Source organism: Palleronia abyssalis, assembly GCF_900302445.1.
Classification (GTDB): domain Bacteria; phylum Pseudomonadota; class Alphaproteobacteria; order Rhodobacterales; family Rhodobacteraceae; genus Palleronia; species Palleronia abyssalis.
In genome coordinates, this window is the sequence record NZ_ONZF01000003.1 from 323,096 (window position 1) to 347,717 (window position 24,622).

Sequence of the window (24,622 nt, forward strand, 5' to 3'; positions counted from 1 at the left end):
TGCGCGTTAACCGTCATTCGGGAAACGTGTCATGTTATCTGACCCTCACCTCTTCGGTAGTGCACTTTACGTCCTGTTCGCGGGCATGTTCGCCTTCCTCGACTTCTCGCCGTCCGAGCCTGGCCCGGCCGACGATGACAGCATTCCATCTGGTCGGCACGCAGACCTTTCCAGCCTTGCGTTGGGTGGCGCGGACGCTGGAACCGACCCTCTCGGGGCTGCGGAGGATGGCGTTCCCCACATGGATCTGAGCAGCTGGTACGACATGCTTCACAGCGAAGACCTCGCGCTGCCGATGCTGGGGGCGGAGGCAGAGGGCAATGCTACGAATGCCCAAGAACTCGGACTTTACGACACCGAGCTAGAGGTAACCGATTTCGAAGAGGGTATGGATACACTGGTCATCGAGTTCCCCGCAGAAAATGACCCCGGAAGCCTGTCGGTAAAGGAAGGGGACAATGGAATCTCGGCCGTCGTACTCGGTGGCGTGGTGGTTGCCATGGTCCGCAGCGATCGACCCGTAAACCTCGATTCCATCGTCCTGAAAGGGGTCTAACGGTTGGCATGCTCCCGTCCCAAGCGGATAGCGCTGTCGATCATGGCTTGTGTGCCCTTTGCGTTCTCAAGCGTCCAGAGATAGGTATCGCCGGCTTGGACTGATTGAACGAACGCCTCGACTTGCCGGACATACTGGTTCACCCCCGGCCATCGTTCGACCGTCCGCGCCGTCGCAGAGGTCTCGACGATCAGCTCCGCCTGATCGAAAGTTCCGGCGTTGAACGGAGCGGTCAGTTCGATCGTTCCACCCTCGCCATGGAAAACGACACGTTGGCGCGGCGCGATGCGGGTCGAGATCAGGCTGTGGAACGTGAATGACGGGAAGCGGGCGCGGACTTCGGCATAGACATCGAAATCCTGCTCGAACTCGGCGATGGCCGACATCTCCTCAGGCTCTTCGCCGGTCGCGAAACGCGCAGCACCAAACGTATAGACGCCGATATCGCGCAATCCGCCACCGCCCATTCCGGACCGGTTTCGAACGTTTGACGGGTCTGGATTGTTGTAGCTGAAGACCGACTCGACATGCCGGAGGCGTCCGATTGCGCCGTCGGACAGGAGAGCGCGGGCGCGCTGCCATTGAGGATGATGGACGATCATGAACGCCTCGGCCGCCAATTTCCCGGCCGCGTCCCGTGCCTCGATCATTGCGTCGAAATCGGACTCCTGCATGGCGATCGGCTTTTCGCACAGAACATGCTTGCCCGCCTTAAGCGCCCGGATCACCCATTCCACATGAAGATGATTTGGCAACGGAACATAGATCGCGTCGATATCTTCAGCGGACAGCAAAGAATCGTAGGTGTCTTCCACCCGCAGATCTGGTGCAAAGTCGGTGAAGCCTTTGGCTTTTGCCGGGTTCGACGTCGCCAACGCGGCCAGCTTCGCCCCCTTTGCAAGGTGGATCGCCCGAGCCATTGTCGTCTGGGCAAAATTCGACGCGCCTACGACGCCCCATCGGATCGGATCGGTCATCAGGTCCCTCCAAATTGCATCGGGCCGATCCTCACGTGCGAAGACCGGCCCGATGCCACAACTAGCAATTTCGCCGCGACGTCAAGCGTCGGCCATCATGCCCTTTTGACCCGCCAGTTCGGTCATGCGCTTCTGAAGCTTGTCGAAGGCACGCACCTCGATCTGACGGATACGCTCCCGGCTGACGTCGTAGACGCCCGACAACTCTTCAAGGGTCACAGGCTGGTCGAGCAACCTGCGCTGGGTCAGAACGTCCTTTTCACGGTCGTTCAGAACGTCCATCGCTTGGGTCAGCAGCGCGCGGCGGGTCTCGAGTTCATTACGCTCGGCATAGTCGTCGGCTTGGTTGGCATCTTCATCTTCCAGCCAATCCTGCCATTGCGCCGTGCCCTCGCCATCGTTCGAAATCGTGGCGTTCAGCGACGCGTCCGAGCCCGCCATGCGGCGGTTCATCGAGATCACTTCGTCCTCGGTAACACCCAGATCGGTCGCGATCTGCTTCACGTTCTCCGGCCGCAAGTCGCCGTCTTCCAGGGCGCCGATCCGGTTCTTTGCCTTGCGCAGGTTGAAGAACAATTTTTTCTGTGCGCTGGTCGTCCCGAGTTTCACAAGGCTCCATGACCGAAGGATGTATTCCTGGATCGAGGCACGGATCCACCACATCGCGTAGGTCGCAAGACGGAAGCCCTTTTCAGGATCGAACCGCTTGACCGCCTGCATCAGGCCGACATTCGCTTCCGAAATGACCTCGGCCTGCGGAAGGCCATAGCCGCGATAGCCCATGGCGATCTTGGCCGCGAGGCGCAGGTGGGACGTAACCAGCTTGTGCGCCGCCTCGGTATCCTCATGCTCGACCCAGCGTTTGGCCAGCATGTATTCCTCGTCCGGCTCCAGCATCGGGAAGCGCCGGATCTCCTGCATGTAACGGTTGAGTCCCTGTTCCGGGCTCGGTGCGGGAAGATTTGCGTAGCTCGCCATGGGGCCCCCTCCTTCGAACGGCTTTCCTGCCTGACAACTATTTGGTGAACCGATCGGTTCAGTTCAAGTCCTTGGCCGCAGTTTAGACTTCGTACTCTAACTGATTGCTAAGATTTCAGGTTCAGATGTCGGAATAATCTCACGCGTTTGTGTCGCCCGGCACATCATCCAGTTCGTCGACCAAACCTTGGAGATCAATAGGTAACCTACTGGTAAATATCATTCTTTCGCCGCTCCCGGGGTGGACGAAGCCCAGCTCACGGGCGTGAAGTGCTTGCCTGGCAAACTGGTTCACCGCCTCGGCCGCGCGCAGGCGCACAGAAACCCTTCGCTGGCCGCCATATGTCTGATCCCCGACCAATGGGTGACCCACATGGCGCATATGCACCCTGATCTGATGCGTCCGCCCCGTTTCCAAACGGCACGTAACCATCGCAACAGCGCCCCAGTCCCTTTGCAGCCTCACCCGCGTCACAGCGTGCCGACCGCCGTCGAACGTAACCGCCTGTCGTTGTCGATCCGTTGGATGCCGGGCCAACCCAGAGGAAATTCGGATGATCCCGTTCCCCTCGATATGCACGCCTTTCATGCCCGCCATACGCGGGTCCGACGGACTGGGAACCCCGTGGCAGAGGGCGAGATACTCGCGCATCACGCTATGGGCGGCGAACTGTTCGGCCAGACCGTGATGGGCCCGGTCGGTCTTGGCCACGACCAGAAGACCGCTGGTATCCTTGTCGATCCGGTGGACGATGCCGGGGCGCTTCTCTCCCCCCACCCCGGACAGCCGCCCGTCGAAGTGGTGCAAAAGCGCGTTGACCAGCGTGCCCGAGGGACTGCCGGGCGCAGGGTGGACGACCATGCCGGCCGGCTTGTCGACGACGACCAGATCGGCGTCCTCGTGGACGATGTTCAGGGGGATATCCTCGGCCCGCATTTCGGTCTCGGCCTCGTCAGGCACCACGACGGTAATCTCCTGCCCGGCCTCCACCTGCGCCTTGGGGCTGTCGAGGACGCGCCCGTCGCGGCTCACGGCGCCCTCGCCGATCAAGCGCGCGAGCCGCGAGCGGGACAAGTGCGCCTGCTCTGGCACGTCCCGCGCGAGTGCCTTATCCAGACGCGCGGGTGGATTTTCCCCGATCGTGACGACAAGGCGCTGCGACATGAGCGACGACTCCCCTCGGCCGGATCATACCATTCGCGTGGTGAAATGGATGGTGATTGCGTTGACCGCAACCATGATCGCACTGGGGATGGTCCTGATCTTCGCCATTCTGACGACTCTGAATGACGAGGCCCCCGCTGTTCCCGAGACGCTGGACCTGCCGGAAGGTAAGACACCAGCAGCCGTCACGCTGGCCGAGGACCTCACCGTCGTGGTGACCAAAGACGGCGACATCCTGTTTTTTGACCTGGACGGCACTCTGTTCCGGCATATCGAACCGACGCAGTGATTATTTGGGATTTGCCGCGTACCGAGGGGCGGTTTCGAACCGCCGACCCCCTGATCCACAATCAGGTGCTCTGCCCCTGAGCTACCTCGGCAACGCGTGCGCAGGACCTAAACAGACAATGCCATGCGGTCAAGAGGTTCACCGTCCATACCGGGCTGGGCGCGGGCGTAATTTCGACTAGTTCACGCCAAAAGAGAGGACATGATCAAAATGGAAGACCGCGACAAGGCCGATCCCCGAAAGGGCCCCGGATCGACGGACGATCCGAACCAAGCCAACCGGACGGATTTACCAGAAAAAGCGCCCGTCAAACCGTCAATCAAGAACGATCAGAGTGATCCGGACGACCCAAAGACAGGACCGGGAAGCACGAGCGACCCCAACCAGGGCAATCGGACCTGAGGTTGTAAGACGTCTAGGCAGAACGATCCGAGATCTCGACCGGCAGCGGGGCAAGGTTTCTGCGAGGCTTACCGCTCCCTCCCCCACCCGGCCGGTCTAGGGTCATCACGATGATGCTTGTCTGTACGCCGGCGAAGACAATTCCGTTCAGCATGAAAAAAACCAGGGCGGCCAGCCAGCCGCCTGAGACGGTTGTTACCAAGTGGCCAAGTCCCGCGACATCGAAGGCCAGAACCGCCGCAGTGAACGCGCCTGCCACGGCAAAACCAATGGCACAGTTGACGATATAAAGGCGCACGATACGGGGCAGCCTGCCGAAGTGGCTTCGCCGGTCAGGGAACGGGTTTGTCACGTCGAAGGGCATTGGCTGATGTTCCTTCTGCAAACGGTTCGAACCTTTACCTACCCCGTGGGCGAAGTGACCGGATCAGTCGAAGATCCGGTCGCCCTGCTCGTCGATCATGGTCCTGGCTTTCGCCACGGCGGCTTCGGCACATAACTCGGGATCGCGAAGAAGATCTGCGCGAACCAAGTGATGGCTTTGGGTTTCGCCTGCGATTTCTTTCTCGATGATCGCTGCAAGGCGATACTGCCCACCTTCTTCCATCGGGGCCGGATATATCGTGAAGCCCTTGTAGCTTTCGGACGGACGTTGTTCGGGTGCCGACGACTTCGGTTTGCCAAACAGCCTAGACCAGATACTCATCGCAGTTTCCCCCTATGCGCAGCCCAGCCGTCATAAGTCGATCAACGCTTTCGGCTTAGGCTAGGGCGACTTCGGCTTAGGCTAGGGCGACGTCGGGGCGGATCAAAAAACGCCCCGACGCGGTCCACCTATTGATCCAGGAAGGACCGCAGTTTCCGGCTGCGCGACGGGTGCTTGAGCTTGCGCAGCGCTTTGGCCTCGATCTGGCGAATACGTTCGCGCGTCACGCTGAACTGCTGGCCGACCTCTTCCAGCGTGTGGTCGGTGTTCATGCCGATCCCGAACCGCATCCGCAGAACCCGCTCTTCCCGCGGCGTCAAGCTGGCCAGAACGCGGGTCGTCGTTTCCTTCAGGTTCTCCTGAATGGCACTGTCGAGCGGCAAGACAGCGTTCTTGTCCTCGATGAAGTCGCCAAGCTGGCTGTCTTCCTCGTCCCCGATGGGGGTTTCGAGGCTGATCGGTTCCTTGGCGATCTTCATCACCTTGCGAACCTTCTCCAGCGGCATCTGGAGCTTTTCGGCCATTTCCTCGGGCGTCGGCTCGCGGCCGATCTCGTGCAGCATCTGCCGGCCCGTGCGGACCAGCTTGTTGATCGTCTCGATCATGTGGACCGGGATACGGATCGTGCGGGCCTGGTCGGCGATGGACCGGGTGATCGCCTGGCGGATCCACCAGGTCGCATAGGTCGAGAATTTGTAACCGCGGCGATACTCAAACTTGTCGACGGCCTTCATCAGGCCGATGTTACCTTCCTGGATCAGGTCCAGGAACTGCAAACCGCGGTTCGTATACTTCTTGGCGATCGAGATCACGAGTCGCAGATTGGCCTCGACCATTTCCTTCTTGGCCTGACGCGCCTCTTTCTCACCCTTCTGGACCTGCTGGACGATGCGGCGGAACTCGGTGATGTCGACGCCCACATAGGTGCCGACCTGGGCCATCTCGCCGCGCAGTTCCTCGATCTTGCCGGTCGACCGCTCGAACAAAGACTGCCAGCCGCGCCCCGGCTTCTCGCGCATCTTGTCCATCCAGGCCGGATCCAGTTCGGCGCCCCGATAGGCCTCGATGAACTCGCGCCGGTTAATACGGGCCTGGTCGGCGAGCTTCACCATGGCGCTGTCGATCGACATGATCTTGCGGTTGATCCCGTAGAGCTGGTCGATCAGCGCTTCGATACGGTTGTTGTGGAGGTGCAGTTCTTTGACCAGCACGACGATCTCGCCGCGCAGCTTCTGGTACTTTTCCTCGGCATCCGTGGTGAAGCTGCCATCCTCGTTCAGGGTCGCGGACATCCGCAGATCCTGCATCTCGGCCAGTTGCTCGTAGTCGCCGGCGATCGCATCCAGCATTTCCAGGACACGCGGCTTCAGCGCAGCTTCCATCGCGGCAAGCGACAGGTTCGCCTGTTCGTCCTCGTCGTCGCTGTCTTCGTCGTCGGACTTGCCGATCGGGTTACCGTCAGCGTCGACCTCTTCCTTGATGGTATCGGCCTTGGGAGAAGGCGCCTCGCGAATCTCCTGCGGGGTCGAGCCAAGGTCCGAGACGACAGGCTCCTCGCCCTCTTCGCCCATCGACCGGCCGAACGTCGTTTCGAGGTCGATGACGTCGCGCAGAAGAATGTCTTCGGACAGAAGCTCGTCACGCCAGATCGTGATGGCCTGGAAGGTCAGCGGGCTTTCGCAAAGCCCTGCGATCATGGTGTTGCGACCGGCCTCGATCCGCTTGGCGATGGCGATTTCGCCCTCGCGGGACAGAAGTTCGACCGACCCCATCTCGCGCAGGTACATGCGCACCGGGTCGTCGGTCCGGTCGAGCTTCTCGCCCTCCCCGGACGACACGGCAACTTCGCGGCTGTCGTTGCGGGTGACGACCTCGGTGGACTTCTTCTCTTCTTCCTCGGCCTCGTCATCCTCGATGACGTTGATGCCCATCTCGGACAACATGGACATGACGTCTTCGATCTGCTCCGAACTGACCTGTTCGGGCGGAAGAACCGCGTTCAGCTGATCATAAGTGATGTATCCGCGCTCGCGCGCGTCGGCGATCATCTTCTTGACGGCGGCTTGGCTCATATCGAGCATGGCCTCGCCGTCTTGATCATCCTTGCGTTCGTCGGTGTTGTCCTTGGCAGCCATTCGGCTCTCCCCTTAACGCAGGTCCCGCGCCGGATATAACGGCGCCGGTCAAACTTTCGCGAATCAGCCGACCGAATCAACTAATCACACGTTGTTACCGCGATTCTCTTACCAATTGCAGCACCCCGAACCCAGAGTCCCGCCTTCACTTTTCATCCGAGCCGCCATCGAATCCGATCTGGCTGAGCAGACGGTCGAAGGCACTCACTTCATCACGATCAAGACGCACGCCATTCGGCGCGACGTTGAACTCCCGTTTGTCCTCGGACTGGCTCTTGCCTGCCCGCTCCAGCGCCTGCGCCGCCTGACGCAGGCGCCAGGTCAATGCTTCGTCAGCAACTGCACCGATATCCGTCAGCGCCTCCTCGACCTCGCGGGCGGCCCCGCGACGGGCAACCAGTTTCGCAAGCTCTTCGGCGATGCATTGTCGTGCGATGTCAGGATCATTTGACCGCAGGGCTGGCACGACCCCGAGATGGCGCGTCGCATACAGCTTTTCAAGGGTATCACCGCCGACAATGCCCTCCACCTCGCGGCGGCATCCCTCGGCGTCCGACGCAACGACCGACAGCAGGCAGGACACAAGGCGCCGGTGGGTTGGATCGGCGAATTCCGCCTTTTCCAGAACTGGCTCGAACACCTCGATCAGATGGGGGTGCTTCATCAACACAGCAAGGACGACCGCCTCGCGCACCCGGTCCCCCTCCCCGCCCATTACAAGCTCCGAGCTGCGGGTGGACGTCACCGCCACCGGTGCGACCGCCTTGCCTTTCGGCACCCACGCCCGGCGCGGATTGAAGAGGTGATAGCGGCGCTCCCGAATGGCCTCGCCATAATGGCGCTTGATCGAAGGGTCCTTGATCCTGTTCAGCGCAGCTTTCAGTTTCTTATCGAGCGCGGCGCGCCGTTCCGGGCTATCCAAGCTCACGCCGTCGGTTTCCCGCGTCCAGAGAAGATCCACCATCGGGCGCGCGCGCCCCAGCAAGTCGCGCATCTTCTCGGGCCCCTCGGCGCGCAGCAGGTCGTCGGGGTCCTTGCCTTCTGGCATCAAGCAGAACCGCAGGGATTTTCCGGCCTCAAGCAAGGGCAGCGCCAGGTCCATCACCCGCATCGCTGCGCGCTGTCCGGCCGTATCGCCGTCCAGTGCGATGACAGGCTCGTCATGAATCCGCCACAGCAGGTTCAATTGGTCCTCGGTCACGGCGGTACCCAGGGGGGCAACGGTGGCGCCGAACCCGGCCTCGCTCAGCGCGATGACATCCATGTAGCCTTCGGCCACGACCAGCTGGGCATCCCGTCCGGCGGCGGCGCGGGCATTGCCGTGGTTGTAAAGTTGCCGGCCCTTGTCGAAAAGCTCCGTCTCGGGCGAGTTCAGGTACTTCGCCTGATCGTTCGGGTCCATCGCGCGGCCGCCAAAGGCAATGGTATGGCCGCGCGCATCGCGGATCGGGAACATGATCCGGTTGCGGAACGTGTCGTACGGCTCGCCGCCCTTCGCGCTCGTCTTGGACAGGCCGACCGCCGCGATGAGGTCGGGCGCGATCCCCTTGGCCTTCAGGTGATCGGTCAGCCTGCGCCAGTCATCCGGGGCGAACCCCAGCTCCCAGCGGTCGATCGCGTCCGATGTCAGGCCGCGGTTTTCCAGATAGGCCCTGGCGGCGGCCCCATCGCCCGTGCGTAACTGCAGACGGAAGAATTTGACCGCCTCGTCCATCACGCCAATCAGGATCGTCCGCCGATCCGCCTTTTCCTTGGCGCGGGGATCGCTTTCTGGGACCTGCATCCCCGCCTCGTCGGCCAGGATTTTCACTGCTTCGATGAACGGCACGTTCTCGCTTTCCATCACGAAGGTGATCGCGTCGCCCTTCGCGTGGCATCCGAAGCAATAATAGAAGCCCTTGCGGTCCTCGACGTGGAAACTCGCCGTCTTTTCCTGGTGGAACGGACAGGGCGCCCACATGTCACCCTTTCCCTGCTGGGACTTCCGGGTGTCCCACATGACCTTGCGTCCGACAACCTGAGCCAGGCTGACGCGGGATCGAAGCTCATCAAGGAATCCGGGCGGGAGGCTCATGACCCCTATATTTGGGTCAGCCCCCCCACTGTCCAGAGGGCTAGCAGTCGTCGACCGCCACGGTCGCCAAAGGTTGACCGTCATTTGTCGTGATGTCGGCGGCAAGCCCGTAGGTATCGACGAAGCGGGCCAGCGCAGGCTCGGCGCACAGGTTCTGCCGCAAGGTGCGCGCGGCGACAATCTCATAGCTTTCGCGCGCGGCCGGGCCGAACGCGGACGCGGGCTGGTTGTGTCGGAACTGCATGTAAAGCTGGTTCCCGCGGGCCTCTGCCCCGGTGATCGTCAAATCGGACTCGGCGGAAAGGCTCGTCCCTTGGCGCGCGTTCAGGGCCTCGGCGACGGCAGTCAGTTGCGGCGAAGTCGACGCCGCTTGGGCGGCACCTTCGGAATCTACGGTCATCTCTACCTCGGGCGCGGGGCCGGTCGGCGCACAGGCCAGAAGGGCCAGGGGGGCAAGAAGGGCAAGACGGTGCAGCATACGTGATCTCCTGTGTTTGGACCGACCTTGCGCAAATCCGCCGATGGGCACAACCGATCCCGCCAGATTGCCGCAGTGCGGGCGAATGACGCAGAAACGCATTCCCGCATTCCGTGTTTGCCAACCAGCCCAAACGAAAACGGGCTGATCAGATATCTAGGGAGAAAATTATGCTTAGCAGAACTTTCATTACGACCACTGCAGCTGCCACCGTCGCCGCCGGGGTCGCCTTCGGCGCCGCGCACACGATGAACATCGTCGAGACCGCGCAGGACGCCGGCAACTTCTCCACGCTCCTCTCCGCGGCCGAGACGGCCGGATTGGCCGAAACGCTGTCGGGCGAAGGTCCGTTCACCGTCTTCGCACCGACCGACGATGCCTTCGCGGAACTTCCCGAAGGCACGCTGGACGAACTCAGCGAAGAGGAATTGACTGACATCCTGACCTACCACGTCGTTCCGATGGCCGCCATGTCCGGCGACCTGAGCGATGGTCAGATGATCGAAACGGTGAACGGCGAAGAGCTTGAGGTTTCCATCGACGGCGAAACCGTCATGGTTGGCGGCGCTACCGTAACAACCGCCGATATCGAGGCCTCGAATGGCGTGATCCACGTGATCGACACCGTGCTGATGCCTTCCGGCGATATGTAAGATTTCGATCCACCAATTTCGGGGGCCGCCTTCGGGCGGCCCTTTTCTTTTGCGCTGTCGCCACTGCCTGAACGAACCGTCCCGTTCGACCGGATTGGAGCCAGATTCCGCGAACTGCCGCCCTTTCGGCGTGGGGGTGCCACAATATCACCCGAAATCTGCTGCTACGTTTACCGCCTAGAACGCGAACCGAGTCGTGTTGTCCGTATACGGGCATCACGCGATGCATTCCGACGCAGGTCCGCTTTCGAGAGACGGTTTGAAAGGCCGGAACAGTGGAACATCGCGACCGCGACATGACCGAAGTGCAGGTTGGCAAGCTGATCGCTAGGTTCGGCCGGTCCGAAGACGGGTCTTTCGTCCTGTTCGCGTTGTACCTGTTCCTAGCGATGATCCTCGTCGGCGGCCTGGCGGTCGACATCCTGCGCCACGATTACGCGCGCACCCGACTCCAGAACACTATCGACTCGGCGACCCTTGCGGCGGCAGACCTGAACCAGACCCTCGACCCGACCGCGGTCGTCAACGACTATTTCGACAAGGCCGGCGTCGCCGACGCCCTGGACTCCGTGGAAGTCAGCGAAACGATCAATTCACGTACGGTCAGAGCCGTCGCCAAAGCCACGATTCCAACCTGGTTCATAAGCGCGGTGGGTGTCGACGACCTGGGACTTACCAGCGGCGGTACAGCACGCGAGGCGATCCAGGATGTGGAGATTTCGCTGGTCTTAGACGTGTCCGGCTCGATGACGCGCGATAGCAAGCTGACGCATCTGAAGACCGCTGCCAACAAATTCATCGATGCCATGCTAAAGGACGGGGACACGAACCGCCGCGTGTCGATCAGTATTATTCCCTACTCATCCCAGGTCCAAGCGGATCCCCGGCTTTTGTCGCAGATGACCGTCACCAACCGCCATGGCTATTCGAACTGCCTGGATTTCGGGGCAGGCGATTTCCAGACGCCCGCCATCGATCCGTCGACTTCGATCGTCCAGACCGCGCATTTCGATGGCGTCACGTCGGGCATGATGATGGACGAATCCTGGGCACCCTGTCGGACCGACAGCGATATGGCCCCCCTCTATCTACAAGACGACAAGTCCAAGCTGAAAGACAAGATCAATGACTTGAGGGGCGCTGGAAACACCTCGGTCGAGATCGGGCTGAAATGGGGTATGGGCCTGCTTGATCCGACTATGCGGACCGCGTTGGTCAATTCGGGTGCGGCAGATTCGAATTTTTCTGAACGCCCTTACGATTACGGGCGCGCCCAGACGATCAAGGTCCTGATCGTGATGACTGACGGTCAGAACACGACCCAGTACATGCTGGACCCGGCACTTTACCCCAATGTCGAATCGGACGTCTATGTGGGGTATTTCGGCGACAACTGGCGTATTACGATCCGCGACATCGAAGACGGAAACCGCGACCGTGACGGCTATTACAACGAACCTTACTATGTGCCCGGCGGCGACTACTGGCGAAGCGATCCGGGCAACTGGGCACGGGCGCTGACTTGGCCGGAGGTTTGGGCCAATCTTTCCGTACGCTGGCACGCTTGGTCGGGCCGTGCCGATCAGCACTATTACGACAGCACCAAATCTGCCGTCTACGACGCGTGGTACACCGATGTCGTGAAGTCCATCGGCGCCTCGGAGAAGAACAATCGGATGGCCGACATGTGCGACACGATCAAGGCAAACGGCGTGGTCGTCTACAGTATTGCCTTCAACATTTCCGAGGCGAACAGCACGCTTCTGAAAGACTGTGCCAGCTCGGGGAACAATTATTTCAACGTCACCGGAAGCCAGATCACCTACGCCTTCTCGGCGATCGCCACTACCATCAATCAGTTGCAGTTGATCGAATGACCCTGCGCCGCATCCTCCGATTTTTGCGCCGCGACGACGGCGCTGCCACGGTCGAGATCGTGCTACTGTTCCCGCTGATCATGTGGCCGTTCTTCATGGCCATGGAGTCGGGCATGATGCAGATGCGGCGCGTCATGTTCGAACGCGCGGTGGACGTCGTGGCGCGTGACATCCGGCTGGGCGATCCCACCCTGCAATCCTTCGATGCGATCCGCGCTGCGGTCTGCGACGAGACCCTCGTGATCCCAAACTGCCTGTCGGACCTTTACCTCGAGATGTACCCGGTGCCCGTTGCCAATTTCGCGGCGCCAACTGAAAGCACGAAATGCCGTGATCGGGCCGAGGATGTTCAACCGGCCCTGACGGTCCGGCCCGGTGGTCGCAACGAGCTTATGATGATGCGGTTCTGCGTTCTGTACGATCCCATCCTGCCCGGCGCCGGTGTCGGGGCGCAAATGGACGTGAATACGGGCGGGAGGGGCGTCGCGATGATCGCAGAGACCTTCTTCGTGAACGAGCCATGAGGTTGATCCAGCGCCTCTCGCGCCGCCTGATGGCTTTCCGCCGGGACGAAAGCGGGTCCTACACCGTCGAGACGGTGCTGGTCCTGCCCTTTCTGGTCATGACCTGTCTTGCGCTGCTGACATTCGTGGATGCGTATCGCACCCAGATCTCGAACCTGCGCATCACGTATTCCATCGCGGACATGCTCTCGCGCGAGCAGTTTCCGGCGACCCGTCAAACGGTCGAAGGATTGGGGCGCGTCTACGACTATCTCACCGTGGGGGACGAAAACACGTATATGCGGATCAGTTCCGTCATCTGGGACGAGACGAACGCCCGGCATATCCTCGTCTGGTCCGACGTGACCTTCCCCGACAGCGCGATCTACAAGCCGCAGCCGCACACAGAGGCGACCCTGCCCGACCTGGCCGACCGAATACCGGTTCTTGCGGACGGGGATTCGATCATCGTGGTCGAGACGTGGATGGACTATACGCCTCCCTTTGATGTGGGCTTCGGCGGTCGGCGGTTCGCCAACTATACGGTGGTCTCGCCCCGCTTCGTTCCGGTTCTGCGGTATGAGGGAACGAGTTAACCGCGCGCTTCGATACGAAGCGCCAGGAGGTCAGCCATTGCTTTCGCCGATCCGGCGCGCGTAACCCCCCCGACGCCGACCCTCTTGCCCCACCGCCACCACAGACCCGGCGCCCATCCGAACGGGCGGGCTTCCGTCAAATTGATTAGGAACCCGTTCGACGGTTTCAGCGCGAACATGCCCCGATCAACCGATCCGATCTGATCGTAGGATGCTATGAGGCGACCGTCCGATTGAACAAGTCCCTCCTCGGTCAACAGGATCGCATACGCCGTCGCGACCCATAGCGAACGTGCTGCAAAGGCCGCAGCCACCGCGATGGCGATTAGAACAACCCTCCAGATGGGGTCCGCCTGGGCGGCGAGCGAAAGCCAGAGCAGCAGCCCGGTAAGCGCGGCGAGGACGCCGGTCGCAAACACGCGCCGTGGTGCAGACGCGTCGAGGCGGTACAGGATTTCGGAAGGGTCCGACATGGTTTGCCTGTACCGCCCCGGCGTTGCAGTGAAAAGGGCGTTGCGTGCGTTCGGGGGGCCGGCCTAGACTGAGCCGTCATCTGGGACGGGATCATGAAACGGCTGCTGATCGCCTGCATTTTGCTGACGGCCTGCGATCTGCCGCAGCTCGACACGCCGGTGGCGACGACCCCGTCGCGCGCCGACTTTCCGATGCTCGCCCCCTTCGAAACCATTTCGAGGGCGACCGAAACGCAGTCGCCCCAGCTCGCCGCGCTACCGGCGGAGCTCGATTCCGCCTCTGCCCAACTCAGGGCGCGGACTGCGTCGACCCGAACGGGATTGTCGCCCGGCATAGCCGCGGAACTGACCGACCGGGCCGCACAGCTTCGTGCCCGGGCGGCCGTTATCCGGGCCAATGCCGAAGGGGATGCAACGCTTCTGGAGCGCATGCGACGCCTTCGAGAGCGCGCGGCGACATACTGACCCCCTGTTCCCTGTCGCCGATCCGGGCTATGGCGCGTTCCGCAACACGCCATGCCGAAAAGGAACCTGCCCATGTCCGATCCCGTGCGTCTTGGCATCGCCGGCCTTGGAACGGTCGGCGCCGGTGTGGTGAAGATCGTCACGAAACGTGCCGAGACCCTGGCCGCTCGAGCCGGTCGCCCCATTCAGATCACAGCCGTCTCGGCCCGGACCAGGGACAAGGATCGCGGCGTCGATCTGTCACCCTTCGCGTGGGAGGATGACCCGGTGGCCCTGGCCGCGCGGGATGACGTGGATCTCGTCGTGGAACTTGTGGGCGGCGACAGCGGACCCGCGAAATCGACGGTGGAAGCGGCGATCGCAAACGGCAAGGACGTCGTGACGGCGAACAAGGCACTTCTGGCCCTTCACGGCCAGGCCTTGGCCGAGGCTGCCGAGGCGAAGGGCCTGTGTCTGCGCTTCGAGGCCGCCGTCGCGGGGGGGATCCCATGTGTGAAAGCCCTTACGGAAGGGCTTGCCGGCAACCGGATCGAGCGCGTGATGGGCGTGATGAACGGCACCTGCAACTATATCCTCACGCGGATGGAGGACGCGGGCCTGCCCTACGACACGGTCTTCGCCGAGGCGAATGCGCTGGGTTATCTCGAAGCCGACCCCACGCTGGACGTCGGCGGCATCGACGCGGGCCACAAGCTGGCCCTGTTGGCCTCGATCGCGTATGGTACGCGCGTTGACTTCGAGGGCGTAAAGCTCGAGGGGATCGAGCGTGTCTCGATCGCCGACATCCGCCACGCCGCCGACATGGGGTTCAAGGTCAAGCTTCTGGGCGTGGCACAGATGACCGGTCGGGGGCTCGAGGCGCGGATGTCGCCATGCCTCGTTCCCGCCTCCTCGCCGCTGGGCCAACTCGACGGGGCTACGAACATGGTGGTCCTCGAAGGCGACGCGGTCGGCCGGATCGTCATGCGCGGTGCGGGCGCGGGCGAAGGCCCCACCGCCAGCGCGGTCCTGGCGGACATCATGGAAATCGCCCGCGGTACGCGTCTGTCGACCTTCGGACAGCCCGCCTCGACGCTGAAGGCCGGAACACGGGCACATTCCGGCGGCCCGTCGCCCTATTACCTGCGGATGGATTTGGTGGACAAGCCCGGGGCGCTGGCGAAGATCGCGTCTTGCCTTGGCGATGCCGGGATATCCATCGACCGGATGCGCCAGTACGATCACCCCGAAAGCACCGCACCGGTGATCGTCGTGACGCACAAGGCGGGCCGCCCGTCGCTGGATGCGGCGATCGAGGCGATGGCCGAAACCGGGGTCCTGATCGGCGAGCCCGTTGCCCTCAGGATCGAACAGCTGGACTGACTGTCCATAGTTTCGCCGGTAACAGCCTTGTGCGCATCACCCGCCCCGCGCTAGACCCCGACCCAACGTCATAGGGGAGAACCGGCGCATGGCGACCAACGATTTCAACGACCGCATGCTTTCACTGGGCCTGGCTCGCGTCTCGGAGGCCGCGGCGCTGGCGTCGGGTCGCTGGATCGGCCGCGGCGACGAGAAAGCCGCCGACCAGGCTGCCGTCACCGCGATGCGCGACCAGCTGAACAAGCTGCAGATCCGCGGCACCGTCGTCATCGGCGAGGGGGAGCGTGACGAGGCCCCAATGCTCTATATCGGCGAGGAAGTCGGCACCGGAGATGGTCCCGAGGTGGACATCGCGCTGGACCCGCTGGAAGGGACGACGCTGACGGCCAAGGACATGCCGAACGCGCTGACCGTCATCGCGATGGGCCCCAAGGGGTCGCTTCTGCATGCCCCCGACGTCTACATGGAAAAGCTGGCGATCGGCCCCGGCTTCCGCCCCGGCGTCGTCACCATGAACATGAGTCCGGCCGAGCGCGTTTCGAACCTTGCGTCCGCAAAGGGTGTGTCCACCCATGACATCACCGTCTGCGTGCTGGAACGTCCGCGCCACGAGGACATGATCGAGGAGCTGCGCACGACAGATTGCGCGATCCGCCTGATCACCGACGGCGACGTGGCCGGTATCATCCACTGCGCTGAACCGTCGACCGGCATCGACATGTATATGGGTTCGGGCGGAGCGCCCGAGGGGGTGTTGGCGGCCGCCGCGCTCAAGTGCATGGGCGGCCAGATGTACGGCAAGCTGACCTTCCGAGACGCGGCCGAGCGTGGCCGCGCCGAAAAGGCGGGGATCAAGAATTTCGACCGGGTCTATACCCGTGACGATCTGGTGACCGACGACGTGATCTTCGCCGCGACGGGCGTCACCGACGGGTCGATCGTGCCCGGCATCAAGCGCGAGCCCGGGTATTTCACGACCGAGACGATCCTGATGCGCTCGAAAACCGGCTCGGTGCGGCGCATGACCTATCGCAACCCGGTCGACCGCTCGCCCACGGGGCGCGATTGATGATCCCCACCGGGTTCCCCGACCGGGCCGAGGTCGCGCGTCTTTCGGCCCGGATGCTGCTTGAGATCGAAGCCGTGCATTTCAACGCGGGCGAGCCGTTCACGCTTGCCAGCGGCCTGCCTTCGCCCACCTATATCGATTGCCGCAAGCTGATCTCCTACCCGCGCATCCGGTCGACGCTCATGGACTTCATGGCCATCACGGTCATGCGCGACGCGGGGTTCGAGGCCTTCGACAACATCGCGGGCGGAGAGACCGCGGGGATCCCCTTCGCGGCCCTCGTTGCCGAACGGCTGGGCCTGCCGATGACCTATGTGCGCAAGAAGCCCAAGGGATACGGGCGCAACGCCCGGATCGAAGGCGCCATGACCGAGGGGCAGCGCGTACTGTTGGTCGAGGACCTGACGACAGACGGTGGCTCGAAACTGTCCTTCGTCGATGCGATCCGCGAAACCGGTGCCTCCTGCGCGCATACGGCCGTCATCTTCTCGTACGGGATTTTCCCCGAGACCGAGAAGACGCTGGGGGACCATGGCGTGAAACTTCACAGCTTGTGCACCTGGTGGGACGTGCTGGACGCGGCTAAGGCGTCGGGCAGCTTCGATGCCGCCACGTTGCAGGGCGTGGAAGAGTTCCTGAACGACCCGCGCGCCTGGCAAGACGCCCGCCGGGGAAGCTGACCCTGTGGAGGGGCCGGGATAACTTGCGGGCCCCATGTGAGTTTGCCCAGATGTGGTAGGTCGGCTTACTGTTACCGCCAGATGACGGCCCGCCCGGCGGAACCTCGCCCCAACTTATCCCATGTTGATCGCAGGCCCACAGGGGCGCTACACCATCCGACACGGGGCACGTTCGAGGCAGGCAAGGGGCGGTTGGCATGAACCAGATCACGACAATTCCGACATCGAAGGACGGCGAGACCCCGGACCTGCTGCCGCACAACATCGAGGCGGAACAACAGCTTCTGGGTGCGATCCTGACGAACAACGACGTGTTCGACCGTGTCGCAAGCCTGATCGACGAATCGCACTTCTACGATCCGGTTCACGCCCGCATCTACGAGGTGGCTGCGGCGAGAATCGCAAAGAACGCCCTCGCCTCCCCCGTGACGCTGAAGGCGTTCCTGGAAGAGGATTCGGGGCTGAAGGAACTTGGCGGACCGGCCTATCTGGTCAAGCTCGCCGGTGCCGCGATCTCTTCCTACGCAGCGCGCGATTACGCGCAGATGATCTATGACCTGGCGATCCGCCGGAAGCTGATCCAGCTGGGGCGCGATATCTCGACCAAGGCCGGCAAGGTCGACATCACCTCCGAGCCGCGCGAGCAGATCGTCGAGGCGGAACAATCCCTCTACAAGCTGGGCGAGGCCGGCCAGTCGAACCAGGGCTTCCAGTCCTTCTTGCGCGCGGTCACGGACGCGGTGAACGTCGCCAACGCCGCATACCAGCGCGAAGGAGGGCTGGCGGGCGTCTCCACTGGCCTTGTCGATCTGGACAAAAAGCTGGGCGGTCTGCACAAGTCCGACCTTCTGATCCTCGCCGGACGCCCGTCGATGGGCAAGACGTCGCTGGCGACGAACATCGCGTTCAACATCGCCAAGGCCTATCGCAAGGGAACGCGGCCCGACGGCAGCGAAGGCGCCGTGGATGGCGGCGTCGTGGGCTTCTACTCGCTGGAAATGTCGGCTGAGCAGCTGGCCGCGCGGATCCTGTCCGAAGCCTCCGAGGTTCCGTCCGAGCAAATTCGTCGCGGCGACATGAACGAGGGCGAGTTCCGCCGCTTCGTCGAGGCCGCGAAATCGCTTGAGGCTTGCCCGCTATACATCGACGACACCCCTGCCCTGCCGATCAGCCAACTGGCCGCCCGCGCTCGGCGTCTGAAGCGCGAGCACGGCCTAGATGCGCTGTTCGTGGACTATTTGCAGCTGGTGAAGGGCACCGGGCGCGGGGAAAACCGGGTCAACGAGATATCGGAGATTTCGCAGGGCCTGAAAGCCATCGCGAAGGAACTGGACATCCCCGTGGTCGCCCTGTCGCAGCTGTCACGCCAGGTCGAAAGCCGCGAGGACAAGCGCCCGCAGCTGTCGGACTTGCGCGAATCCGGCTCGATCGAGCAGGACGCCGACGTCGTGATGTTCGTGTTCCGCGAGGAATACTACAAAGAACGAGAGAAACCCGGCGACCACGAGCTTGAAAAGATGGCGACCTGGCAGGATGAGATGGAGCGTCTGCACGGCCGGGCCGAAGTCATCATCGGCAAGCAGCGTCACGGTCCCATCGGCTCGGTCGATCTGTCGTTCGAAGGGCGCTTCACCCGGTTCGGCAACCTTGTTCAGGCCTGGCAACAAGGCTCGGGCGATGGCTTCTGAGGTCGGTCCTCATCTTCGGCTACGTCTTCCCTTGACCCCGGCCCGGGTTTGACGGCACCTGCGCCCCCATGGGAACCGCGCATCTTCAGATCGACCTGACCGCCCTTGCCGAAAACTGGCGCGCACTGGATGGGCGCACCGCCGAAAGGTGCGAAACGGCTGCGGTGGTCAAGGCGGACGGGTACGGTCTGGGGGCCGAAGCCGTCACGAAAACCCTGTGGGAGGCCGGCGCCCGACGCTTCTTCATCGCGGTGGCCGAGGAAGGCGCGGCGATCCGTCAAACCCTTGGACCGGATGCGGAAATCTGCGTGTTTTCGGGCCACATGGCGGGTGATACCGACACGATCCAATCGCTGAACCTGACGCCCATGCTCAACTCGATCGAGCAGCTCACCCGGCATTTCGAAGCGCTCCCCGACCATCCGTTCGGCGTGCAGCTTGACACCGGCATGAACCGCCTGGGGCTGGAACCCGCCGAATGGACGGCCGCAAGGCGTCTGGTGATGGGCCAGTCCCCCGCCATGATCATGAGCCACCTTGCCTGCGCCGACGATCCCAGCGATCCGATGAACGCGCGTCAACTTCGAACCTTTACCGAGATGGTCGATGGGGTGGACGTCCCAGTCTCTCTGTCCGCCACGGGCGGGATTCTTCTGGGCCCGGAGTATCACTTCGACTTCACCCGCCCGGGCATCGGTCTGTATGGCGGCTTTCCATTCACCGACGGACGTCCAGTCGTGCGTCTTTCAGTTCCCGTGATCCAGACCCGCGATGTCGCCCCCGGCGAGATCGTCGGCTACGGTGGATCGTGGCTGGCGGATGAGCCAACCCGGGTCGCGACCTTGTCCGCGGGCTATGCCGACGGCCTGATTCGCGCGATGGGAAACGATGCGGTGTTGTTTCACGAGGGCACCCCCTGCCCGCTTGTCGGTCGGGTCTCGATGGACTTGCTGACGGTCGATATCGGCCACCTCGACACGGTGCCTGATTCGCTCGATATTTTGGGCACCGAGCAAAGCGTCGACGACCTGGCCGAAGCGGCGGGCACGATCGGGTACGAGGTCCTCACATCTCTGGGTGTTCGGTACAGGCGAACATATTCCTGATCTGACACGTGTTTTCTGGGTCCTACACGTCACAAGACCGCCATAAGCCGACCGAATTTTCTCCGTAAGGAACCAATCTGCCGTAATATCATTGGCGGAGAAAGCGGACTTCCGCCTACGGTATCCACGGGGGATAAAAGACCATGCGATCGCAGCGGCACACGCGGTTCCCGATCTCTGCCTATTTTCAGTGGATCGCGACGACTCTGATCTTTCTGGCCTGCATAGCTGCGACCGGGGCGACCGTGGCAGGAATGCTGGGGTATCTGCCCACGCTGACCATGCCCCTTCAGTTCGGTGATACGATTTATCCTGAGGCCGGCCTTCTGATCCAGATCGGGCTGGTTCTGTTCCTTCTGACGGTCCTGTGCGCCCTGCCCGCCGGGTTCCGCGTCCTTCGTCTTGAACGAACCCATCGCGATTTCACGATTTCCATGTCCGACGTCGCCGAAGCGTATCACTTGTGCCATGCGGCCGATCGCGAGGGGGTGTTCCGCATCGCGTCTGAATACGATGCCGTGAAGGAGCGTATCGTGTTCCTGCGCAGTCATCCGAACCTGCGCGAGCTTGAGCCCGAAGTGCTCGAAGCCGCGGCCGAGATGTCCTATGCCTCTCGCGAACTTGCCGAAATCTATTCGGACGAAAACGTGTCCCGTGCTCAAGGCTTCCTGCGCCACCGCGAGGAAGAGATCGCCCTGTTCGAGGACCGGATCGACCACGCACTGTCCATCAGCCGCGAATTACGCCGTCACAAGGAAACCGTCGAGGTTGAAGAAGCTGCGATGGAAAGCCGACTTCAGGCCCTTCAGGAGGAATTCGGCGATCTCCTGGACGAGCTTGGCTTCTCGCGGACCCGTCAGCCCGCAAACGTGATCGCCCTGCCCCACGCGACAGCGGCCGAGTAACTTGCCCCTGCCGCGGTCGCGCGGCAGAAGGGCGATATGGCCAAACAGTCCCAAAATTTCATCTGCCAAGCCTGCGGCGCGGCGCATTCCAAATGGTCGGGCCGCTGTGACGCCTGCGGCGCCTGGAACACCATCGTCGAGGAACAGCCCCTTTCCTCGGGGCCTGCGGCCAAATCGTTGGGGACCAAGCGCGGCAAGGGCATGGCGCTGACCGACTTGGCCCGCGAGGAAGCACCTCCCCCAAGGTCCAGCAGCGGCATTGATGAGCTTGACCGCGTGCTTGGCGGCGGCTTGGTGCCCTCTTCTGCTGTTCTGGTGGGCGGCGATCCCGGAATTGGCAAATCCACGCTGCTGCTGCAAGCGGCGGCCAGTTTCGCGCGGGCGGGAACGTCGTGCATCTATGTCTCGGGCGAGGAGGCAAGCGCGCAGATCCGGATGCGCGCTCAACGGCTGGGACTGGGTGACGCCCCCGTGCGACTGGCGACGGAAACCAATCTGCGCAACATCCTGACCACGCTCGAGGCGGAAAAACCCGACCTTGCGATCATCGACTCGATTCAGACGATGTGGGCCGACAATGTCGACAGCTCGCCCGGCTCGGTCTCTCAGGTGCGGGCCGCCGCGCATGAGTTGACCACCTTCGCCAAGCGCAACGGCATCGCGGTGATCCTCGTCGGTCACGTCACCAAGGAAGGCCAGATCGCCGGCCCCCGCGTGATCGAGCACATGGTCGATACCGTCCTTTATTTCGAGGGCGAACGCGGCCACCAGTTCCGCATCCTGCGCGCGGTCAAGAACCGTTTCGGCCCCGCGGATGAGATCGGCGTGTTCGAGATGACGGGCGCCGGTCTGGCCCAAGTTTCCAACCCCTCGGCCCTGTTTCTGGGCGACCGGGACGAGCCGCAGGCAGGTGCGGCGGTCTTTGCAGGGATCGAAGGCTCGCGCCCCGTCCTGTGCGAATTCCAGGCCCTTGTGGCCCCCACCCCGCACAGCCAGCCGCGCCGGTCCACGGTCGGTTGGGACGGCGGGCGTCTGGCGATGATCCTCGCCGTCCTCGAAGCGCGCTGCGCGATCCCCTTCTCGGGGCTCGACGTTTATCTCAACGTAGCCGGCGGCCTTCGGGTGCGCGAACCGGCCGCCGATCTGGCGGTCGCCGCCGCCCTACTGTCGGCCCGTGAAGATGTCGCCCTGCCCCCGCATTCGGTCGTCTTCGGAGAGATCAGCTTGTCGGGTGCGCTGCGCCCCGCCGGCCAAACGGAAAACAGGTTGAAAGAGGCGGCCAAACTTGGTTTCTCCACCGCGATCGCGCCGAGCCAATCGAAGGCGCTTGCCGGAGAGGATATGGCCCTGCGCCATTACCCCGATCTGGCAAGCCTCGTCGGCGACATTTTCGGCGCAGGGTAAAGGAATACCTGAATGGACGGCTTCACCATCGTCGACGGTATCGTCGCGCTGATCCTCGTGGTTTCGGCCATCCTCGCCTATTCCCGCGGGTTCGTACGCGAAGCAATGGCCATTGCGGGATGGATCGTCGCGGCCATAGCGGCCTTTGCGCTTGCGACCACGGCGCAACCCTTGGTGCAGGAAATCCCGGTCCTCGACCGTTACCTTGGCGACAGTTGTGAGCTTTCCATCATCTTCGCCTTCGCAGCGGTTTTCGCCGTGATGCTGGTCGTGGCGTCCATCTTCACGCCCATCCTATCGGGCGCGGTGCAGGATTCGGCGCTTGGCCCCATCGACCGGGGCCTTGGCTTCCTGTTCGGCGTTGCCCGCGGGATCATCCTGATCGCAGTAGCCTTCGTCGTCTACGACCGCATCGCCGTGACAGAGACCATCGCCGCGGTCGAGAATTCGCGCACCGCGAACGTCTTCGCCCGGTCCGAGGGCACCATCGACCAGACGATCCCGGCCGATGCGCCCGGATGGATCGTCACCCGGTACGAGTCGCTCGTCTCGGTCTGCACCCAGTAAGATCAGGGGGCGACGGGCGGCGTCTTCACCTTCTTGCGCGCCTCGCGGATCGAGATCACGACCACCGACCCCACGATGATCGTGCCACCTGTCAGGACGTAGGCGTCCAGCCCCTCGCCGAACACGACCCACCCCAGAAGGCTGGCCCAGACCAATTGCAGGAACGTCACCGGCTGGGTGACGCTGATATCGGCCGACTTGAACGCCAGCGTCATGGTAAAGTGGCCCGTCGTCGCCAGCGTGGCCACCAGAAACAGCCAGCCGATTTCGTCCCAGGTGGGCCAGACCCAGACCGAGATCGCAAGCGGCGCCAGCCCCAGCGTCGTCCACACCGACAGCATCGCCACCACGACCGAGGGCGCGACCTCGTCCGACATGATCTTTGCGATCAGGTAGGAACACGCGAACAGCAAGGCCGTGCCCATCATCGCCAGATGCCCGGGGTCGATCGCGCGGAACCCCGGCCGCAGGATCAAAAGCACCCCCAGAAGGGCGGTCGCAATGGCCGTCCCCCGTGCCCACGAAAACCGCTCGCCCAGGAAAATCGCCGCACCTAGGCTGACATAGACCGGAGAAAGGTAATTCAGCGCCGTGACTTCTGCGATGGGGATCTGGGTCATCGCAAAGAACCACAGGGCGACGCCCACCGAATGCACCGCGCCGCGCAGGGCGAAGAAGCCCATGCGGCGCTTGTCCAGACGTGCCCGGCGCAGCACGCCAATCAGGGGCAGCAAAAAGACCAGGCCCAGAAGATACCGCAGGAACGCAGCCTCGGCGGCTGGCACCCGGTCTCCCAGATGCTTGACGGTGGCCGTGACCGCAACGAACAAAGCCCCGGTCAGCAACATCCAGAGAACACCGGCCAGGGGGCGAGACGCCTGTTTCATGACAGCACCAAGTTCAGGGCAAGGATCCACATCGTGGCGCCAACGACGACGTCAAGGATGCGCCAGGATCGCGGCTTGGCGAACAGCGGCGATAGAAGCCGCGCGCCGTAGCCCAAGCTGAAGAAGAAGACGAAAGACGCTGTGACCGCGCCGATCCCGAAGCCCAATGGCCAGTCCGCCCCACTGGAGATCGATCCCAGAAGCACGACGGTATCCAGATAGACATGCGGGTTGAGCCAGGTCAGCGCGAGGCAGGTCAACACCGCGCGGCGCAGGTCATCCGCGCGGGCATCGGCAGCTTCCAGGGCATGGCCCCCGCGCCATGCCGACCGCAAGGAGATCGCCCCGTAGGCCACAAGGAACGCGGCCCCGCCCAACGTGAAGACGGGAGCGATCCAGGGCGCGGCCTCGACCAGCCATCCGAACCCCGCCACACCGGCCGCGACGAGTATCGCGTCCGACAACGCGCAGGTCAGGCAGACGGCGAAGACATGCGATTGACGCAGGCCCTGCCGCAGAACGAAGGCATTCTGGGCCCCGATGGCGAGGATCAGCGAAAGGCCAAGGGCGAAACCGGAAAACAGTGACGGCATACGGGCACTTACGACCAATTCGACGGTCTTGCCA

Annotated in this window: 27 protein-coding genes and 1 tRNA gene; 16 read left to right on the plus strand and 12 right to left on the minus strand. The window is 62.8% G+C overall.

All coding sequences use genetic code 11. From position 1 onward, the window contains the following. The first annotated feature begins 31 nt into the window (after positions 1–31). Entirely contained in the window at positions 32–556 is a 525-nt protein-coding gene (locus tag PAA8504_RS08855; protein WP_108893822.1) for a hypothetical protein, read from the plus strand. Here PAA8504_RS08855 and PAA8504_RS08860 read toward each other — a convergent pair. The 3 genes from PAA8504_RS08860 to PAA8504_RS08870 form a co-directional block, all read right to left on the minus strand. Then, a complete protein-coding gene (locus PAA8504_RS08860) occupies positions 553–1,533 on the minus strand; it encodes a Gfo/Idh/MocA family protein (protein ID WP_108893823.1) in 981 nt (326 codons plus the stop codon). The genes PAA8504_RS08855 and PAA8504_RS08860 overlap by 4 nt on opposite strands. An 81-nt stretch (positions 1,534–1,614) precedes the next feature. After that, positions 1,615–2,511: an RNA polymerase sigma factor RpoH gene (gene rpoH, locus PAA8504_RS08865; RefSeq protein WP_108893824.1), complete on the minus strand. Its 897-nt coding sequence runs from the start codon at positions 2,509–2,511 to the stop codon at positions 1,615–1,617. Positions 2,512–2,650: 139 nt separating this feature from the next. Next, positions 2,651–3,676: an RluA family pseudouridine synthase gene (locus PAA8504_RS08870; RefSeq protein WP_108893825.1), complete on the minus strand. Its 1,026-nt coding sequence runs from the start codon at positions 3,674–3,676 to the stop codon at positions 2,651–2,653. On the opposite strand from PAA8504_RS08870, the gene PAA8504_RS08875 reads away from it, so the two are divergent. Then, complete coding sequence (locus tag PAA8504_RS08875; protein ID WP_108893826.1) at positions 3,675–3,965, plus strand: DUF6476 family protein; 291 nt, start codon at positions 3,675–3,677, stop codon at positions 3,963–3,965. The two genes, PAA8504_RS08870 and PAA8504_RS08875, sit on opposite strands and share 2 nt — an antisense overlap. A 19-nt stretch (positions 3,966–3,984) precedes the next feature. Here PAA8504_RS08875 and PAA8504_RS08880 read toward each other — a convergent pair. Further along, positions 3,985–4,056: transfer RNA gene (locus PAA8504_RS08880), tRNA-His, on the minus strand. Positions 4,057–4,166: 110 nt separating this feature from the next. On the opposite strand from PAA8504_RS08880, the gene PAA8504_RS08885 reads away from it, so the two are divergent. Beyond that, positions 4,167–4,367 (plus strand): hypothetical protein, encoded by a 201-nt coding sequence (locus PAA8504_RS08885; protein ID WP_108893827.1) that lies wholly within the window; start codon positions 4,167–4,169, stop codon positions 4,365–4,367. Between the two features lie 13 nt (positions 4,368–4,380). Here the strand turns inward: PAA8504_RS08885 and PAA8504_RS08890 are convergent, their stop codons facing one another. The 5 genes from PAA8504_RS08890 to PAA8504_RS08910 all read right to left on the minus strand — a co-directional run bounded on the left by PAA8504_RS08890 (position 4,381) and on the right by PAA8504_RS08910 (position 9,760). Beyond that, positions 4,381–4,731, minus strand: a complete 351-nt coding sequence (locus PAA8504_RS08890; protein ID WP_245897572.1) for a hypothetical protein — start codon at positions 4,729–4,731, stop codon at positions 4,381–4,383. A 63-nt stretch (positions 4,732–4,794) separates the two neighbouring features. Next, a complete protein-coding gene (locus PAA8504_RS08895; protein WP_108893828.1) occupies positions 4,795–5,073 on the minus strand; it encodes an HlyU family transcriptional regulator in 279 nt (92 codons plus the stop codon). Positions 5,074–5,201: 128 nt separating this feature from the next. Beyond that, on the minus strand, positions 5,202–7,208 hold the full coding sequence (gene rpoD, locus PAA8504_RS08900) for an RNA polymerase sigma factor RpoD (protein WP_108893829.1): 2,007 nt from the start codon (positions 7,206–7,208) through the stop codon (positions 5,202–5,204). Between the two features lie 145 nt (positions 7,209–7,353). After that, positions 7,354–9,282 carry a DNA primase gene (dnaG, locus tag PAA8504_RS08905; protein WP_108893830.1) on the minus strand — a complete coding sequence of 643 codons (1,929 nt, stop codon included), beginning with the start codon at positions 9,280–9,282 and terminating at the stop codon, positions 7,354–7,356. A gap of 40 nt (positions 9,283–9,322) precedes the next feature. After that, the gene (locus tag PAA8504_RS08910) at positions 9,323–9,760 is read right to left on the minus strand and encodes a hypothetical protein (protein ID WP_108893831.1); all 438 of its coding nucleotides are present in this window, start codon (positions 9,758–9,760) and stop codon (positions 9,323–9,325) included. 170 nt (positions 9,761–9,930) lie between these two features. On the opposite strand from PAA8504_RS08910, the gene PAA8504_RS08915 reads away from it, so the two are divergent. The 4 genes from PAA8504_RS08915 (at position 9,931) to PAA8504_RS08930 (ending at position 13,389) form a co-directional block, all read left to right on the plus strand. Continuing rightward, positions 9,931–10,413 carry a fasciclin domain-containing protein gene (locus PAA8504_RS08915; protein ID WP_108893832.1) on the plus strand — a complete coding sequence of 161 codons (483 nt, stop codon included), beginning with the start codon at positions 9,931–9,933 and terminating at the stop codon, positions 10,411–10,413. Positions 10,414–10,688: 275 nt separating this feature from the next. Then, positions 10,689–12,290: a TadE/TadG family type IV pilus assembly protein gene (locus tag PAA8504_RS08920; protein WP_108893833.1), complete on the plus strand. Its 1,602-nt coding sequence runs from the start codon at positions 10,689–10,691 to the stop codon at positions 12,288–12,290. After that, complete coding sequence (locus tag PAA8504_RS08925; protein ID WP_108893834.1) at positions 12,287–12,814, plus strand: TadE/TadG family type IV pilus assembly protein; 528 nt, start codon at positions 12,287–12,289, stop codon at positions 12,812–12,814. Before PAA8504_RS08920 ends, PAA8504_RS08925 begins: the two co-directional genes overlap by 4 nt. After that, on the plus strand, positions 12,811–13,389 hold the full coding sequence (locus tag PAA8504_RS08930) for a TadE/TadG family type IV pilus assembly protein (protein ID WP_146190471.1): 579 nt from the start codon (positions 12,811–12,813) through the stop codon (positions 13,387–13,389). The genes PAA8504_RS08925 and PAA8504_RS08930 overlap by 4 nt, the downstream gene beginning before the upstream one ends. Here the strand turns inward: PAA8504_RS08930 and PAA8504_RS08935 are convergent. Next, the gene (locus PAA8504_RS08935; protein WP_108893836.1) at positions 13,386–13,862 is read right to left on the minus strand and encodes a hypothetical protein; all 477 of its coding nucleotides are present in this window, start codon (positions 13,860–13,862) and stop codon (positions 13,386–13,388) included. The genes PAA8504_RS08930 and PAA8504_RS08935 overlap by 4 nt on opposite strands. A gap of 93 nt (positions 13,863–13,955) precedes the next feature. On the opposite strand from PAA8504_RS08935, the gene PAA8504_RS08940 reads away from it, so the two are divergent. The 9 genes from PAA8504_RS08940 to PAA8504_RS08980 all read left to right on the plus strand — a co-directional run bounded on the left by PAA8504_RS08940 (position 13,956) and on the right by PAA8504_RS08980 (position 23,108). After that, entirely contained in the window at positions 13,956–14,327 is a 372-nt protein-coding gene (locus tag PAA8504_RS08940; RefSeq protein ID WP_108893837.1) for a hypothetical protein, read from the plus strand. Positions 14,328–14,399: 72 nt separating this feature from the next. Beyond that, complete coding sequence (locus PAA8504_RS08945) at positions 14,400–15,689, plus strand: homoserine dehydrogenase (protein ID WP_108893838.1); 1,290 nt, start codon at positions 14,400–14,402, stop codon at positions 15,687–15,689. 88 nt (positions 15,690–15,777) lie between these two features. Continuing rightward, entirely contained in the window at positions 15,778–16,758 is a 981-nt protein-coding gene (gene glpX, locus PAA8504_RS08950; protein WP_108893839.1) for a class II fructose-bisphosphatase, read from the plus strand. Next, on the plus strand, positions 16,758–17,438 hold the full coding sequence (locus tag PAA8504_RS08955; RefSeq protein WP_108893840.1) for an orotate phosphoribosyltransferase: 681 nt from the start codon (positions 16,758–16,760) through the stop codon (positions 17,436–17,438). Before glpX ends, PAA8504_RS08955 begins: the two co-directional genes overlap by 1 nt. A gap of 197 nt (positions 17,439–17,635) precedes the next feature. After that, positions 17,636–19,126, plus strand: a complete 1,491-nt coding sequence (locus tag PAA8504_RS08960) for a replicative DNA helicase (protein WP_108893841.1) — start codon at positions 17,636–17,638, stop codon at positions 19,124–19,126. 68 nt (positions 19,127–19,194) lie between these two features. Continuing rightward, the gene (gene alr / locus PAA8504_RS08965; RefSeq protein ID WP_108893842.1) at positions 19,195–20,232 is read left to right on the plus strand and encodes an alanine racemase; all 1,038 of its coding nucleotides are present in this window, start codon (positions 19,195–19,197) and stop codon (positions 20,230–20,232) included. A 143-nt stretch (positions 20,233–20,375) separates the two neighbouring features. Continuing rightward, the gene (locus PAA8504_RS08970; protein WP_108893843.1) at positions 20,376–21,137 is read left to right on the plus strand and encodes a DNA repair protein; all 762 of its coding nucleotides are present in this window, start codon (positions 20,376–20,378) and stop codon (positions 21,135–21,137) included. Positions 21,138–21,173: 36 nt separating this feature from the next. After that, positions 21,174–22,541, plus strand: a complete 1,368-nt coding sequence (radA, locus tag PAA8504_RS08975) for a DNA repair protein RadA (protein ID WP_108893844.1) — start codon at positions 21,174–21,176, stop codon at positions 22,539–22,541. A gap of 12 nt (positions 22,542–22,553) precedes the next feature. Then, a complete protein-coding gene (locus PAA8504_RS08980) occupies positions 22,554–23,108 on the plus strand; it encodes a CvpA family protein (RefSeq protein WP_108893845.1) in 555 nt (184 codons plus the stop codon). 2 nt (positions 23,109–23,110) lie between these two features. Here PAA8504_RS08980 and PAA8504_RS08985 read toward each other — a convergent pair whose 3' ends face one another. Next, a complete protein-coding gene (locus tag PAA8504_RS08985) occupies positions 23,111–23,995 on the minus strand; it encodes a DMT family transporter (protein ID WP_108893846.1) in 885 nt (294 codons plus the stop codon). Next, a complete protein-coding gene (locus tag PAA8504_RS08990) occupies positions 23,992–24,588 on the minus strand; it encodes a LysE/ArgO family amino acid transporter (protein WP_108893847.1) in 597 nt (198 codons plus the stop codon). The genes PAA8504_RS08985 and PAA8504_RS08990 overlap by 4 nt, the downstream gene beginning before the upstream one ends. Positions 24,589–24,622: the final 34 nt, after the last annotated feature.